The 16268-nt window shown below is 75.4% G+C and carries 5 protein-coding genes and 1 pseudogene; all 6 read left to right on the top strand.

Annotated features, from left to right (window positions below):
- Positions 1-4: 4 nt before the first annotated feature.
- Positions 5-208 (top strand): annotated as a pseudogene (locus tag ACFYYN_RS03645) (phosphopantetheine-binding protein); the annotation flags it as partial.
- Between the two features lie 156 nt (positions 209-364).
- Positions 365-2761, top strand: coding sequence for an SDR family NAD(P)-dependent oxidoreductase (locus ACFYYN_RS03640; protein ID WP_500544845.1), 2397 nt, complete (start codon positions 365-367; stop codon positions 2759-2761).
- Positions 2762-2811: 50 nt separating this feature from the next.
- Positions 2812-10611, top strand: a complete 7800-nt coding sequence (locus tag ACFYYN_RS03635; RefSeq protein ID WP_500544543.1) for a beta-ketoacyl synthase N-terminal-like domain-containing protein — start codon at positions 2812-2814, stop codon at positions 10609-10611.
- Positions 10612-10639: 28 nt separating this feature from the next.
- Positions 10640-12262, top strand: coding sequence for a PfaD family polyunsaturated fatty acid/polyketide biosynthesis protein (locus ACFYYN_RS03630; protein ID WP_500544542.1), 1623 nt, complete (start codon positions 10640-10642; stop codon positions 12260-12262).
- Between the two features lie 479 nt (positions 12263-12741).
- Positions 12742-14502, top strand: coding sequence for an acyl-CoA dehydrogenase family protein (locus ACFYYN_RS03625; protein ID WP_500544541.1), 1761 nt, complete (start codon positions 12742-12744; stop codon positions 14500-14502).
- The gene (locus ACFYYN_RS03620) at positions 14499-16256 is read left to right on the top strand and encodes an acyl-CoA dehydrogenase family protein (RefSeq protein WP_500544540.1); all 1758 of its coding nucleotides are present in this window, start codon (positions 14499-14501) and stop codon (positions 16254-16256) included. The genes ACFYYN_RS03625 and ACFYYN_RS03620 overlap by 4 nt, the downstream gene beginning before the upstream one ends.
- Positions 16257-16268 lie beyond the last annotated feature (12 nt).

Raw genomic sequence — 16268 nt, 5'->3', positions numbered from 1 at the left:
TGCGGTGTTGGAGGCGTTGCTTGAGGTGGTGGCGGAGAAGACGGGTTATCCGGCGGAGATGCTGGAGCCGGGGATGGATCTGGAAGCCGATCTGGGCATTGACTCGATCAAGCGGGTGCAGATCATGGGGGCGTTGCAGGAGCGTTTCCCGGTGTCGGGGGACATCGATCCGGAGCGGTTGGGTGAGCTGCGGACGTTGGACGACATCGCCGGGTTCCTCGCCGGTGCCTCCGCTCCCACCTCCGGGCCCGCGCCCGTCCCCGCGACCCGTGCGGAGGCGCCGTTGACGGTGACGTACCCGGCCGCGCCCGGGATCGGGAGGACGTTCGCTTCATTACGCGAACTGCCCGCGCCGTACGTGGTCGTGGGGGCGTACGCCGAGCAGCGGACCGCGCTCGTGGTGGACGACGGGTCGACGCTGACCCGGCCGGTGGTGGCCGCGCTGCGCGCGGACGGCTGGCGGGTGGAGGTCGTGGGGCTGCCCGACGGGGTGGCGACCGCGGCCGAGGCGGACGCCGTACGGTCGCTGCGGACGTGGGAGGCCGACGAACTGGCCCGCGTCGTGACGGCGGGCAGGCTCGACCTCGTCGTCCAGGTGGCGGCCGCGGCCGGGGAAGAGTGGGCCGATGCCGCGCGGCGGCTGGCGCACACCGTGCTCGTGGCCCGGCAGACGCAGCCCGCGCTGAAGGCCGCGGCGGCCGGGGGCACGCGCGCGGCGTTCGTGGCGGTCACGCAGCTGGACGGGGCGAACGGCTACCGCGGTGGTGCGTCCGGCCCGGCGCTGCTGGGCGGTGTGAGCGGACTGGTGAAGACCCTCGCCATCGAGGCGCCGGAACTGTTCACCCGCACCGTGGACTTCGCGCCCGGGCTGGACGACCACACGATCGCGGCCCGCTTCCTGGGTGAGATCAAGGACCTGGCCGGCGACCTCGCCGACGTCGGGCACGACGCGCAGGGCCGTCGCACCGTCGTGCCGTCGGCGCAGGCACCGGCCGGGCCCGCGGTGGCCGTGCCGGAGATCGGCGCGGACGACCTGCTCGTGGTGACCGGCGGAGCGCGCGGCATCACGGCGGACTGCCTGCGGGCGCTGGTGGCGGCCCGCCCGGCGGGGCTGCTGCTGCTCGGCCGCAGCGAGGCCGCCCCGGAGCCCGAGTGGGCCGCCGGGCTGGAGGGCGCCGCGCTGAAGGGCGCGATCGCCCGGCGGATCGCCGCCGACGGCGAGAAGCCGACCCCGCGCGGGGTGGAGGCGGTCTACCGGGAGCTGACGGGCAGCCGGGAGATCTCGGAGAACCTGCGCCGGCTGCGGGCGTACGGCGGGAGCGTGGAGTACGTCGCCGTCGACATCACCGACGCCGCCGCGGTGCGGACCGCCCTGGCCCCGTACGCGCCCCGGGTCACCGGGGTCGTGCACGGCGCGGGTGTGCTGGCCGACCGGCTGATCGTGGACAAGACGGCGGAGGAGGTCCACCGCGTCCTCGGCACCAAGATCGTCGGCTTGGGCAACGTCCTGGACGCGCTGCGCGGCACCGCCGCCCTGCGGCACCTGGTGTTCTTCTCCTCGGTCGCCGGGTTCTTCGGCAACCGCGGCCAGTCCGACTACGCCGTGGCCAACGAGGCGCTGAACCGGCTCGCCGTACGGCTCAAGCGGGAGCTGCCGTCGGCCCGGGTGACCTCGGTCAACTGGGGTGCCTGGGACGGCGGGATGGTCACCGACGACCTGCGCCGGATGTTCGCCTCGCGCGGGGTGGAGCTGGTCCCGGTCGCGACCGGGGCGGGCATCTTCGCCGAGCAGTTCACGGCGGAGCGCGGCCACGACACGGTCATCGTGGCGGGCCCGCTGAGGCCGCTGTCGGCGCCGCCCGCCACCGGGTCCGGCGCGCCGGTGTCGCTGCTGGTGGACCGCGGGCTCGACCGGCTGGCCGCCGAGACGGTGCTGGCCGACCACGCGATCGGCGGCAGGCGGGTGCTGCCCGCCACCGCCGCCGTGGGCGCCCTGCTCAACGCCGTCGAGACGGCGACCGATGGGACCGTCGCCGAGGTGAGCGGGTTCAAGGTCTTCAAGGGGGTCGTCCTGGACGGCGCCGAGGGCGAGGTCCCCGAGCGGCTGCGGCTGTTCGTGGAGCCCGGCCGGAACGCCGGCCCCGGCACCCTGGACGTGCTGGCCTCCGCCGTCGACACCGCCGGGCGCAGCCGCCCGGCGTACGGCGGCACCGTCGGCACGGCCGGACCCGGCCCGCGTCCCGCGGACCGCGCGGACCTCGCCGAGGCGGCCCGCGCGGCGAGCGGCACCGACGCCGGCTACCTCTACCGCGACGGCACGCTCTTCCACGGCCCGTCGCTGCGCGGGCTGCGCCGGATCCTCGCCTCGGACGAGCACCGGCTGCTGCTCGGCGCCCGGCTCGGCGACCCCGTCCCGGCGCACGGTGCCTACCACGGCCTGCGGCACAGCCCCGTCCTGGCCGACCTGCTGCTGCAGGCCGGGCTGGTGTGGGTCCGGCTGTTCCGCGGCCGGGCCAGCCTGCCGATGGAGATCTCCCGGATCCGGCTCTTCGCCCCCCTGCCCGCCGACGAGGACTTCCTGATCGCCGTGGAGGACGTCCGGCCGGCCACGACCGGGGTGACCTGCTCGATCACCGCGCTCGACCGCGAGGGCCGGGTCCTGCAGGTGCTCGACGGGGTGGCGTTGGTCGAGGACCCGGAACTGGAGGGCAAGTTCGGGCCGTCCGGGCGGTCCGGCGCGACCGCCGCCGTCCCGGTCTGACGACCGCCGACCCGACCGGACCGACTCGGACACTCGGAGGCTGACCCACCATGGGCAAGTACGCGATCGTCGGCCTGGCCTGCCTCTTCCCCGGGGCAGGGACACCCGACGACTACTGGCGGAACCTGACCGGCGGCGTGGACTCGCGCACCGACGGGGACAGCCGGATCTTCGGGCAGGACCCACGGGTCCGCGAGACCGACCCCGACGACCGGCACCGCATCTACTGCACCCGGGGCGGGTTCCTCACGGAGGAGGACGCGACGGCCTTCGACCCGAGCGGATACCTGCTCCCGTCCGACTACCTGGCCGGCCTGGACCGCTCGTTCCACTGGGCGCTCCGGGTGGCCGGGGACGCTCTGGCCGACGCGGGCTCTCCCCCCGGCGCCGCGGCCGGCCGGAGCGGACGGAGGACCGGGGTGGTGTTCGGGAACTACCCGTTCCCCACCCCGGCCTCCGGCAGGGTCGCCGGAGAGTTGTGGGACTCGGCGGTGGCCCGGGGACTGGCGGACGCCGGTCTCCCGGCGGCGGCACCCGGCGGCGACCCCGCCGGGGCCGCCGTCCCGGCGGGCACCGCCGCCGCCCACAACCTGTGGGCGGGCGGGATGCCCGCCCAGGTGGTGGCCGCGGCGCTCGGCCTCGACGGGCCCCGCTTCACCCTGGACGCCGCCTGCTCCTCAGCGCTGTACGCGCTGAAGCTGGCCTGCGCCCACCTGGAGACGGGCCGCGCCGACCTGATGCTGGCGGGCGGGGTCTGCGCCCCCGACCCGACCGTCATCCACCTGTCCTTCTCCGACCTGCGGGCCTATCCGCCGGACGGCTTCAGCCAGCCCTTCGACGCCCGCTCCCGGGGCATCGTCACCGGCCAGGGCGCCGCCATGGTCGTCGTGAAGCGCCTGGCCGACGCCCGGCGCGACGGCGACCGGGTGTACGCGGTCGTCGACGCGCTCGCCCTCACCAACGACGGTCCCGGCAAGCACATGCTGGTGCCGAACGCCGCCGGGCAGCTCGCCGCGTACGAACTCGCCTACCGCGAGGCGGGCGTGGACCCCTCGGCCGTCCAGTACCTGGAGTGCCACGCCACCGGGACGCCGCTCGGCGACAGCACCGAACTCGGCGGGGTCGAGGCGTTCTTCGGCCGCGGACCGCTGCTGGGGTCGGTCAAGTCCAACATCGGCCACCTGCTGACCGTGGCCGGCATGACCAGCCTCATCAAGGTCGTCCTCGGCCTGTCGCACGGCACGATCCCGCCCACCATCGGCGTCGGGCAGCCCCTGCCGGGGACCGTCGCCGACCGGGTCGTCCGTGAGGCGGTGGCCTGGCCCGAGCCCGCGGGCGGCGGTCCCCGCCGGGCCGGCGTCTCGGCCTTCGGCTTCGGCGGTACGAACGCGCACGTCGTCCTCTCGGCCCCCGACCCCGACCCCGACCCCGCGCTCGACCGCGCTCCGGAGCCTGCTTCCGCGGCGACGCCGGTGCCGCCGCTGGCCGTCATCGGCATGGGCGCGCACTTCGGCTCGTTCACCACGCTGGACGCCTTCGAGCGTGCCGGGTACGAGGGCCTGGACGCCGTGCGCACGCTGCCCCGACAGCGGTGGCGCGGCTTCGAGGACGTCGAGGGCGGCCCCCTGGCCCGGGCCGGGCTCGCCGGCGAGCACGCGCCGAGGGCCGCGTACGTCGAGGAGTTAGAGGTCGACGCGACCTCGTACAAGATCCCGCCCAAGGACCTCGACCACTTCAACCAGCAGCACCTGCTGATGATGCGCGTCGCCGAGGAGGCGCTGCGCGACGCCGGTTACGAGCGGCCGCGCCCCGGCACCGGCGGGGACGCCGGGCCGCGCCGGGTCGCCGTCGTCGTCGGCATGGAGATGGAACCGAGCGCGCACGGCCACGGCTCCCGCTACGAACTGGGCCGCAAGCTCGCCGACTGGTGCGCGCAGGCCGGCGTGGAGCCCACCCCCGGGCAACTGGCCGAGCTCACCCGGGCCGCGCGCAACGGCGTCCACGACTCCATCGAGCCCAACGAGGTGCTCAGTTACATCGGCAACATCATGGCCAGCCGGGTCTCCTCGCTGTGGAACCTGACCGGCCCCTCCTTCACCCTCTCCTCCGACAGTTCGGTGGGCGTCGACGCCCTCGACGTCGCCCGGTTGCTGCTGCTCGACCCGACCGTCGAGGCCGTCCTCGTCGGCGCCGTCGACCTCGCGGCCGGGCCCGAGAACACGCTCGCCCGCGAACTGCTGGAGCCCGGCTCGGTCCGGGACGGGCTGCGCGTCCTCGGCGAGGGTGCCGGGGCCGTCGTCGTCACCCGGCCCGCGTCGGTGCCGCCGGGACGGACCGTGTACGCCATGGTGGAGGCCGTCGCCGTCCACCACTGCGGGGACGTGACCCCCGGGGCCCGCCCCGAACTGGTCGCCCGCGCCGCCGAGGAAGCGCTGGCCGCCGCCGGGCTCACCCCGGCCGACGTCGAACTCGTCGAGGCGGGCGCCGCGACCGCCGCCGAACGCGAGGGCCTGGCCCGGGTCTGGACCCGTGACCGGGCCGGCGGCGAACTGCGCACCGCGCTGTCCGGAGTCCACGCCTGCGTCGGCGACACCGGCCGTGCCTCCGCGCTCGCCTCCGTCATCCGGGCCGCGCTGTGCCTGCACCACGCCTACTTCCCGGTCGCCCCGGGCGGCGGAGCCGTCCCTCCGGACGGCTCCTCCTTCTTCCTCCCCGCCGACTCCCGCCCCTGGCTGCGGGCCCGGCGCGACGGACGGCGCGCGGCGTCGGTGAGCGTCACCGGCACGGCGGGCAGCCACGGCCACGTCGTCCTGGCCGGTGCCAGGGTGCGCGGCGAGGTCGCCGAGACCGACTGGGCCCGCTCCGGCGGCGGCCTCGTCGTGCCCGTCGGCGCCGACGACATCGAGGGGCTGCTGCGACGGCTCGGCGAGCTGCGGGCGGCGCTCGACGGGGACTGGGCGGCCCTCGCCGAGGACCGCCCCGCCCGGCTCAAGGCCGTCCTCGTCGCCGACGACACCGCCGGGCTCGCCCGGCAGATCGACCAGGCCGTCAAGGACCTGCCGCAGGTGTGGCGGTCGGGCGGGGAATGGACCTCGCCCTCCGGTAGCCACTTCACCTCCCGGCCGATCGGCGCCGGTGGCAGTGCCAAGGTGGCCCTGGTCTTCCCCGGAGCCTTCAACTCCTACCTGGGCCTGGGCCGTTCCCTCTTCCGCGCCTTCCCCGGGCTGCTGCCCCGCTTCGAGGCGCAGGCCGAGCTCCCCGCGGAGCTCCTGCGCAGCGCCGCCCTCTACCCGCGTTCCCGTGAGCCCCTCGGACGGCGCGAACTGATGCGCCGGGAGGGCGAACTCGTCGAGGACATCCCCCTGATGCTGGCCGCCGGCACCAGCTACGCGCTGCTGTCGACGGACCTGGTGCGGGAGGTCCTGGGCGTGCCCGTGCAGGGCGCGTTCGGCTACAGCCTCGGCGAGAGCAGCATGCTCTTCGCCACCGGCGGCTGGATCAAGAGCGCCCGCGGCGACGCGAAGATCAGCGCCTCGCCGCTCTTCGACGACATGCTGCGCGGACCCAAGCGCACGGTGCGCGAGCTGTGGGGACTCGGCGATGACGTCCCGGACGCGCAGGTGTGGGCCACACATGTGCTGCTCGCCCCGGCCGACGACGTACGGGCGGCCGTCGAGCGCTTCGACCGGGTCTTCGTCACCCACGTCAACACCCCGCAGGAGGTCGTGGTCGCCGGCGACCCCGGCCAGTGCGCCGCGCTCATCGCCGCACTGGACTGCCGCAGCGCCCGCTCGCCGGCCAACCACGTCATGCACTGCCCGGTCGTCGACGGCGTCCTCGGCGAACTCGCCGACCTCAACCGGTACCCGACCGGTGACGTCGGCGGCCTGACGCTCTACAGCAGCCGGCACTACGCGCCCGTGACCGGCCTCGACCCGGACGCCGTCGCCGCGAACATCGCCGTCACGCTGCGGGAGACGGTCGACTTCCCGCGGCTGGTGCGGCGGGCGTACGCGGACGGGTTCCGCTGCTTCATCGAGGTCGGGCCGAGCAGCACGTGCGCCCGCTGGATCCACGAGACGCTCGGCGACGAGCCGCACGTGGCGGTCTCCGTCGACCGGCGCGGGGCACGCGGCGCCGGCGACATCGCCCGCCTCGTGGCCCGACTGGCCTCCCACGGCGTCCCGGTCGACCTCGGCGCGTTCGCGGTCCCGGCGTCCGTCTCCGCGTCCGCCGCCCGGCGCCCTGTCGGCCTGCGCACCTTCACGGTGGGCGGAGCGCCGGTCGCGCCGCTGGTGGCCGCGGGCGCGGGACCGGTGGTGGCGGGGCTGCGGCCCGCGCGGGGCGCGATGGTTGCGGGTGCGGGTGGGGGGGCCGGGCTGGTGGTGCGCGGCGTCGCGGGCCGCGGGTCCGTCGTGGGGTCTCCCACCCGCCTGCCCCTTCCCGGTGCGCAGGTGTCGGAAGGCGGTCAGTCCGTCCCGGCCGTTGCGGGCCGCGCGTCCGGGATGGCGGTTTCTGCCGATCCGCCGGTGTCCGTCGCGGGGGAGCGCGGGTCCGTTGTGGGGCCTGCCACCCGCCTGCCCCTTCCCGGTGCGCAGGTGTCGGAAGGCGGTCAGTCCGTTCCGGCCGTTGCGGGCCGCGCGTCCGGGATGGCGGTTTCTGCCGATCCGCCGGTGTCCGTCGCGGGGGAGCGCGGGTCCGTCGTGGGGTCTCCCATCCGCCCGCCCCTTACCGGTGCGGGTGTTGCGCGGCCGGATGTGCCGGCCGCCGCTGTCGCGGAGCGCGGACTCGGGGCGGGTGCGGGAGGTGCGGCGTCGCAGGAGCCGGCGTCCGGCGCGGGGGCCGCCGGGCCCGGTAAGCGTGCCGGGAACGTCATCCCCGCCCCGGGGCACCCCGTGGGCGGGGGGTCCGCAGCCGGCGTCCACGCGTCCGGGACGGCCACTCCTGCCGGGTCGCCGCCTCCCGGCGCGACGGGTCCGGCGGCTCGAAGGTCCGAGCCCGGCGTGCGTGCCGGGAACGTCATCCCCGCCCCGGCGAACGCCGTGGGTGCCGAATCCGCCACGGAATGGGACACCGCGATGTCGATCAGCCCTGCCGCACAGCCGCCCGCACCAGCGCTCGTGCTGGAGCGGGAGCCGATCACGATGATCCCGGCCGCCGCCGTGACCGCCACCGTCATCGCGGCCGCACCGCCGGTGCCGGTCGTGGAGCCGCAGGAGCCGCCGGGCCCGGCCATCTTCGGGGCGCCGCTTCCCGTACAGCCGCCCCGGCAGGAGAGCACCGCCGCGCTCGTGTGCGGGCTGCGCAGCGAGATGCTGGAGGCCCACCGGGAGGTGCTGGACGCCCAGCGGGCCCTGCGCGACCAGCTGGCGGCCCTGCTGTCCGCCCCCACCCCCGCGACCGTCCCCGTCCCCGAGCCCGCGACCCCCGCCGTACGCCCGCCCAAGCCGGAGGGCGTGGTCTGGGACGAGCACGACCTCCTGGAGTTCGCCACCGGGAAGATCGGGAACGTCTTCGGCCCGCGCTTCGCCGAGATCGACGGTCACCGCCGCCGTGTGCGGCTGCCCGCCCCGCCGTATCACTTCGCCACCCGCGTCACCGTGCTGGAGGCCGAACCGGGGGCGTTCGAGCCCTCGTTCATCCGTACCGAGTACGACGTGCCGCTCGACGCCTGGTACGCCGTCGACGGCCAGGTGCCCCCGGCCGTGACCATCGAGGCGGGCCAGTGCGACCTGCTGCTGATCAGCTACCTCGGCATCGACTTCACCAACCGCGGCGACCGCGTCTACCGCCTGCTCGACAGCAGCCTCAGCTTCGTGGGGGACCTGCCGCGGGTCGGCCAGACGCTGCGGTACGACATCTGGATCGACCAGTTCGTGCGGCAGGGCGACACGACGCTGTTCTTCTTCCACTACGACTGCTACGCCGACGGCGAGCTGATCCTGAAGCTGAACAACGCCTGCGCCGGCTTCTTCACCGACGACGAGCTGGAGAACTCGCTCGGCATCATCCAGGGCAGGGCCGTGCCGCCCAAGGGCGACGGCGCCTTCTCCGGGGCGAGTTCCTTCAAGCCCGTGCAGCCCACCTCCCGCACCGCACTGACCGCCGCCGACCTGGCGGCGCTCGCCGAGGGACGGATCGCGGACGTCTTCGGGCCGGGCCACCGGCAGCCCGAGGGCTGCAACACCTCCCTGCGCCTGCCCGGCGAGCGGCTGCGCATGCCCGACGAGGTCACCGTGCTGGACCGCAAGGGCGGCGCGCACGGCCTCGGCCGGATCGAGGCCGTCAAGCACCTCGTCCCGGACGGCTGGTACTTCACCTGCCACTTCCCGGACGACCCGGTGCTCGCCGGCTCGCTGGTCGCCGAGGGTGCGGTGCAGCTGCTGGAGGTGTACGCGATGTCCCTCGGCCTGCACCTGTGCTTCCCCGACGCCCGCTTCCAGCCCGTCCAGGGCCTGACCACGGAGGTCAAGGTCCGCGGCCAGATCACCCCGGCCACCGAACGCATCGAGTACCGGATCGACGTCACCGGGCTGACGCTGCTGCCCCGTCCCGCCATCACCGCGGACGTGGTCGTGCTGCGCGACGGCAAGCCGTCGATCGGGGTCACCGGCCTCGGGATCCGCCTGGTGGAGAAGCCCGGCACCCCGTACCGCCCGGAGACCGGCGGCACGGTGCCGCACTTCCTCGGCCGGCTCAGCCCCGCGAGCGGCGAGCCCGCGCTGCTCAACGAGTTCCACATGGCGCACGCCGCCAAGGGGGACCTGGCGGTCGCGATGGGCCCCGAGTTCGAGGTCTACGCCGACAGCCGCGCGCCGTACATCCCCAACGGCGACTTCCTCTTCGTCGACCGCGTCATGGCACTGGAGGGCACCCGCGGCGTCCTGAAGAAGGGCGCCGTCATGGTCACCGAGTACGACGCGCCGGAGGACGCCTGGTACTACGCGCACAACGGGCACCCGTACATGCCGAACTGCGTCCACATGGAGTCCAGCCTCCAGGCCGCCATCCTCCTCGGCTACTACCTGGGCGCCACGCTGCCCTTCCCGGACGAGCAGTTCAGCATCCGCAACCTGGACGGCCGCGCCACCCTCGTCAAGGACGTCGACCTGCGCGGCAGGACCATCAGGCACCGTTCGACGCTGCTGTCCAGCGACCGGATGCCCGGCTCGATCCTGCAGAACTACGCGTACGAACTCTCCACCGACGGCGAGGTCTTCTACCGCGGCGAGTCCCTGTTCGGCTACTTCAACGCCAAGGCCCTGGAGAACCAGGTCGGCCTCGACAAGGGCGAGCACGTCCTGCCCTGGCTCGACCGGCAGCCCGCCCGCCCGGCCGGCGTCCGCCGCGTCGAGCTGGCCGCCCACCGCGCCGCGCAGGCCACCCGGGGCACGACCCGGCTGGCCGGCGGCCACCTCGACCTCGTCGAATGGGTCGACGTCCTGCCCGGCGGCGGCGAGCACGGCCGGGGCTACCTGCGTGGCCACCGCTCCATCCGCCCCGACGACTGGTACTTCAGCTGCCACTTCCACCGCGACCCGGTGATGCCCGGATCGCTGGGCGTGGAGGCGCTGCTGCAGGGCCTGCAGGTGTACGCCGTCGAGGCCGGGCTCACCGACGGGCTGGTGAACCCGCGCTTCGCGCTCGCCTCCGGGGCCGAGATGACCTGGAGCTACCGCGGCCAGATCCTCCGCACCGACCCGGACATGGAGTTCGACGTGCACGTCAAGGAGGTGCGCCGCGAACCGGGCCGGATCCTGCTGCTCGGCGACGCGAGCGTCTGGAAGTCGACCCTGCGGATCTACCGGCTGGGCGACATCGGCATCGAGATCCACCACGACCAGACCTGAGCAAGCGGCGAGCGACAGGAGACGCAGCATGACCACCGACCTCCACCGGCCGCGGTGGACCGGACCCCAGGCGCCGGCTGTCGGCGACACCGGGGTCTACGAAGCCCTGATGCGGCTCGACGAACCCGTCTACGTCCTGCGCGGTCCCTACGGGCTGGGCGCCGCCACCGGCGGCGCCGTCGGCCCGGCCGGCGAGCACGAGATCGTCGTCGCCGCGCCCCCGCTCGGTCCCGAACGCCTGGGCAGCGCCGCCTTCCTGAAGGCCCACGGCCTGCGCTACGCCTACATGAGCGGCGCCATGGCCAACGGCATCGCCTCCGCCGGCATGGTCGTCGCCATGGCCCGGGCCGGCTTCCTCGGCTCGTACGGCGCGGCCGGGCTGCTCCCGGAGGCCGTGGAGAAGGCCCTGGTCCGCTTCCGTGACGAGATCCCCGGCCTCCCGTACGCCTGCAACCTCATCCACAGCCCGAGCGAGGAGCGCCTGGAGCGCACCGCCGTCGACCTGTTCCTGAAGTACGGCGTGCCCTGCGTGGAGGCCTCCGCCTTCCTCGCCCTCACCCCGCACCTCGTCCGCTACCGGCTGGCCGGGCTGCGGGCCGGCGGACCGTACGGCGTCACCGCGGGCAACCGGGTCATCGCCAAGATCTCCCGCCCCGAACTCGCCGAGCTGTTCATGCGGCCCGCCCCCGAGGCCATGGTGCGGGCGCTCGTCGCCGAGGGCGCGATCACGCAGGAGCAGGCCCGGCTCGCCGAACGCGTCCCGCTCGCCGACGACATCACCGTCGAGGCCGACTCCGGCGGCCACACCGACCGCCGTCCGCTGCCCGCGCTGCTGCCCGTCATCATCCGGCAGCGCGACGCCGTCCAGCAGGAGGAGGGCTACGCCGAGCGCATCCGCGTGGGCGCCGCCGGCGGCATCGGCACGCCCGAGGCGGCGGCCGCCGCCTTCGCCATGGGTGCCGACTACGTGGTGACGGGATCGGTCAACCAGTCCTGCCTGGAGGCCGACACCTCGCCCCGCGTCAAGGAGATGCTGGCCCAGGCGGGCATCGCCGACTTCGAGATGGCGCCGGCGGCCGACATGTTCGAGATGGGCGTCGAGCTCCAGGTGCTCAAGCGGGGCACGTTCTTCCCGATGCGGGCCAAGCAGCTCTACGAGCTGTACCGGACGTACGACGGGATCGAGGCCATCCCGGCGGCGGTGCGGCAGAAGGTGGAGCAGCAGGTCTTCCGGCGCCCGCTGGACACGGTGTGGGACGAGACCCTCGCGTACTTCCGGCGGCGCGACCCCGACCAGCTGGCCCGCGCCGAGGGCAACCCCAAGCGGCGCGCCGCGCTGGTCTTCCGCTGGTACCTGGGCATGGCCTCGCGCTGGGCCAAGACCGGCGAGGCCGACCGCGCCGTCGACTACCAGATCTGGTGCGGGCCGGCGATGGGCAGCTTCAACGCCTGGGTCCGCGGGACGTACCTGGCGGCCCCCGAGCACCGGCGGGTCGCGGACGTCGCCCGGCAGATCATGACGGGCGCCGCCTTCCACCAGCGGCTCGCGTTCCTGCGTGCGGCGGGGGTCGCCTTCCCGGCGGGCATCGCGACCCGGCCCTCGCCGGACGACGCGAACGCGCCCGGCCCCGCGGTGGGGGTGCGGCCGTGACGGCCCGGCCGTCGTTCCCGGCAGGCGACAGGGCCGCCGGGGCGGACAGCCCGGCGCCAGCGGGGGCGTCGCCGTCGGCGGAGGTGGGGAACGGCCGCGCCGACGGGCGGGGGACGCGGCGCGGGCTCCGGCTGCCCCCACAGGACGGAGCCGTCGCGGGCGTGAAGGTGACCGCCTCTGGCGCTCCGGGCGACGACGTGCCGTGGTCCGGAGCGGACGGCCCGGCGGCGTCTGCTGCGGGTGCGGAACACCCCGGGGCCCCGGGCCGGTCCGGTCGGGGGAGCGGGCCTTCCGGCCGGGTGGCCGGCGCGGCGCCGCGGTCGCCGGGCGGGGCCCTCGTGGTCGACGGGCCGCGGGACGACGAGGCGCGGCCTCCGGCGGACCGCGGCCAGGGGCCGCGGGCGGCCCGAGGGGCGGAGGGGGACGGCCCCGCGCCGTCGTCGACGGCCGTCGCAGTGCGGCCGCGAAGGCCCGGCGACGTGACGCCCGCGGGACCGGAGACCCCCTTCGCCGCCGCCGAGGCGCTGGACGCCGCGCTCGGGGACCCGTGGGAGCCCGGGAACCCGTACGGCTTCGCCGCCGGGGCGGCCCGTGACGACGAAGCGGCGTACCCGGCGCGGTGGGAGGCGCGGCTGCGGGAGGAGGACTTCCACGTCGCCTACCTGCCCGCGGACCTCGGCGGGAGCCTGCGCACGCTGGAGGACACCCACGTCCTCGTCCGCGTCGCTGCCCGGCGGGACGTGAACGTCATGCCCGCCACCATGTTCGGCATCTCCGCCGTCATGACCGTGCTCGCCGCCGGCACCCCCGAGCAGCGCAGGACCGTCGCCGCGTGGGCGCGCGAGGGCCGTACCGTCGCGTTCGGGCTGTCCGAGGAGCACGCGGGAAGCGACGTGCTGGCGAACACCTGCCGCCTCGACACCGACGCCATGACGCTGACCGGCACCAAATGGCTCGTGGGGCGCGGCGCGAGCGCCGACGCGGCCGTCGTGGTGGCCAGGACCGCGGACCGGGGCCCGGCGGCGTTCACGGCGCTGCTGCTGGGCCCGGAGACCCTGGCCGACGCCCGCGTGCGGCGGCTGCCCGCGCGGCGCACCACGGGGATGCGGGGCATCGACTTCGCGGACCTGGCCTTCGACGCGGTGCCCGTGCCGCCGGACGCGGTGGTCGGCGGCGCCGGCGCCGGGCTCGCCGGGGCGATGCGGGCCCAGCAGATCGTCCGGCTGATGAGCACCGCGGGCTGCCTGGCGACCGCCGACACCGCGCTGCGCACCGCCCTGAGGTTCGCGCGGGCGCACCGCACGGGCGGCGAGCCGGTCGCGGACACCCCGTACGGGGCGCGGGAACTGGCGGTGGCCGCCGCGGAGTTCATGGCCGCCGACCTGACGGCGCTCGTCGCGGCACGGTACGCCCATGTCGCGCCGGGCACCTTCGGCCTGGCCTCGTCCGTCGTCAAGCGCGTCGCCACCGGGCTCACCGCCGACTGCGCGCACCGTGCCCGCGCCCTCGTCGGGGCGCGTGCGGTGCTGCGGGACGGCGACGGCCCGGGCGCCGTCCTCGACAAGGCCGTCCGGGACAACGCGATGGTCGAGGTCATCGACACCAGCGTGCTGGGCAACCTGCGGGCGGTCGCGATGTTCCTGCCCGCGTACGCCACGCCCCGGGAACCGGAACCGGAGCGCGAGCGCAGGCTCGCCGCCCTCTTCGACCTGGGCGGCGCCGTCCTGCCGGGCCTCGACCCCGCCGCCCTCGACCTGGGGGCCCGGCCGGGCGACGACATCCTGCTCGGCTTCGCCTCGCACGCCGACACCATCGCCGCCGAGCTCCACCGCAGGGGCGCGACGCGCGCCGCGACGCTGGTCACCGGGGTGCAGTCGGGCCTGGCCGCGACCTTCCGGGAGGCGGCGGCCGCGCCGCGGCAGCGGACGGCCCCCGACCTGCTCGACCTGGCGGACCGGCTGTGCCCGCTCCACGCGGCCGCGACGGCGGCCCTGACCTGGTGGTTCCACCGCGACCGCGGCGGCCTGTACGGCGAGCAGGAGCCCGGCGGAGCCGGATGGCTCACCGCCGTGACGGCGCTGCTCCTCACGGTGGCCGAGGGCCGCGACCCGCGCACCGCCGGCCGGGACGTCGCCCCGGCGGGCCGGCTGATCGCCGAACTCGACGCGGCACGCCGCCTGTTCACGGCACTGCCGGTGCGGCTGTGCGACCGACCGGGACCGGAGGACGAGGAGACATGACCGATCTGCCCGCGCTCATGGCCGACCTGGAGCGCCACCTGGGGAGCCCCAACGACCCCGCCGGTCCCATGCCGTACGCCCGCGTCCTCGACCTGGACGAACGCGAGGCGTATCCGCACGAGTTCGTCGACCTGCTGGCCTCCTGGGGCCTGTACGACTGGATCGTGCCCGCCGCGCACGGCGGCCGGGCCGTCGACGTGCAGGACGGCTACCACCTGTTCCGGCTGGTCGCCCGCCGCGACCCCACCACCGCCACCGCGATGGTGATCACCAGCATCGCCTACATGCCGCTGTGGATCGCGGGCAGCGACGAGCAGCGCACGTCCTTCGCCGACCACGTCCGCTCCGGCGGCAAGATGGCCTGGGGCCTGTCCGAACGCCGGCACGGCAGCGACGTGCTCGCCAACGAGCTGACCGCGCGGCCCGTCGAGGGCGGCTGGCTGCTCGACGGCGAGAAGTGGACGATCGGCAACGCCACCCAGGCCGACGTCGTCATGCTCTTCGCCCGCACCTCCCCCCAGGGCGGCCCCGGCGGCTACTCGATCCTCGCCCTGGACAAGCGCGCCCTGACCACGGGCAGCTGCGAACCGCTGCCCGACGAGCCGCTGCACGGCCTGCGCGGCCTCGACATGAGCGGGGTGCGGCTGCGGGACTGCTTCGTGCCGTCCGCCGCCCTCGTCGGCCGCGAGGGGCAGGGCCTGGAGATCGCCCTGAAGGCCGGGCAGTTCGCCCGCGTCCTGATCAACCTGATCGCGCTGAGCACGGTGGACACCGCCCTGCGCACCACCTTGGACTTCGCCACGACCCGGGAGGTCTTCGGCACCACGGTCTCGGCGATCCCGTACTCGCGGCGGCAGCTCGCGGAGTCCTACGCCGAGCTGCTGGTCGCCGACGCCATGACCTCCACCGCGGTGCGCGCCCTGCAGATGGCCCCGGCGCAGATCAGCATCTGGTCGTCGGTGGTCAAGTACTTCGTGCCCACCCTGCTGGAGGGGACGCTCGGCCGGCTCGGCGTGGTGCTCGGCGCTCGCCACTGGCTGCGCGACCACCCCCGGCACGGGATCTTCCAGAAGGCGCGGCGCGACTTCGGCGTGGCCGGTTTCGCCGACGGCAACACCGTGGTCAACCTGAAGAACATCGCCCTGCAGCTCGGACCGCTGCTCAGCTCCGCCGTCACCCCGCCGCCGGGGCTGGTCGAGGAGGCCGCGGCCAGGGTCGCCGTGCTCTTCGACCCGGCCCACCCCATGGAGCCGTACCGGCCCGCCGGGCAGCAGCTGTTCAGCCGCGGCGTCGACGACCCGGTGGTCACCCTGCGCGCGGCCGTGGCCGAGCTGCGGCGGGAGGCGGCGGCCACGACCGGCCGCGACGCGGCCCGGCTCGCGGACGGCGCGGCGATCGCGGACGCGCTCGCCGGCGAACTGGACCGGATCGCCGAGGAGCACCGCAAGCTCACCTCCGCCCTCGGCAGGGCCGCGGGCCAGTCGGCCGAGCTGTTCGACCTGGCCGAGCAGTACACGACGGTCTCCGCCGCCGCGGCCGTCGTCCACCTCCACCTGCGCGGCCGGGAGAGCCTGAGCCCGCCGCTGCGCTCGCCGGCGGTGCTGCTGCTCTGCCTGGAGCGGCTGCTGCGGCGGTTCCACCCCACGCGCCGGGTGACCGGCCCCGAGGAGGTCGACGAGGTGGCCGCGGCGCTGGAGGCGGCGCACCGCGACGGCCTGCTCTTCTCCTTCCGCGCGTTCCCCGTCAACTGGTGACCCACCGATGGA

It is taken from the genome of Streptomyces sp. NPDC001902 (genome assembly GCF_042891295.1).
In the GTDB taxonomy this organism is placed as follows: Bacteria; Actinomycetota; Actinomycetes; order Streptomycetales; family Streptomycetaceae; genus Actinacidiphila.
The sequence above is the reverse complement of the archived record's forward strand: the minus strand, read 5'-3'. Positions and strand labels throughout refer to the sequence as shown.

What these genes read in the sequence shown, in the direction of transcription:
- ACFYYN_RS03635 (WP_500544543.1), top strand. Translation starts at nt 2,812, where the DNA reads ATGGGCAAGTACGCGATCGTCGGCCTGGCCTGCCTCTTCCCCGGGGCA.
- ACFYYN_RS03630 (WP_500544542.1), top strand. Translation starts at nt 10,640, where the DNA reads ATGACCACCGACCTCCACCGGCCGCGGTGGACCGGACCCCAGGCGCCG.
- ACFYYN_RS03620 (WP_500544540.1), top strand. Translation starts at nt 14,499, where the DNA reads ATGACCGATCTGCCCGCGCTCATGGCCGACCTGGAGCGCCACCTGGGG.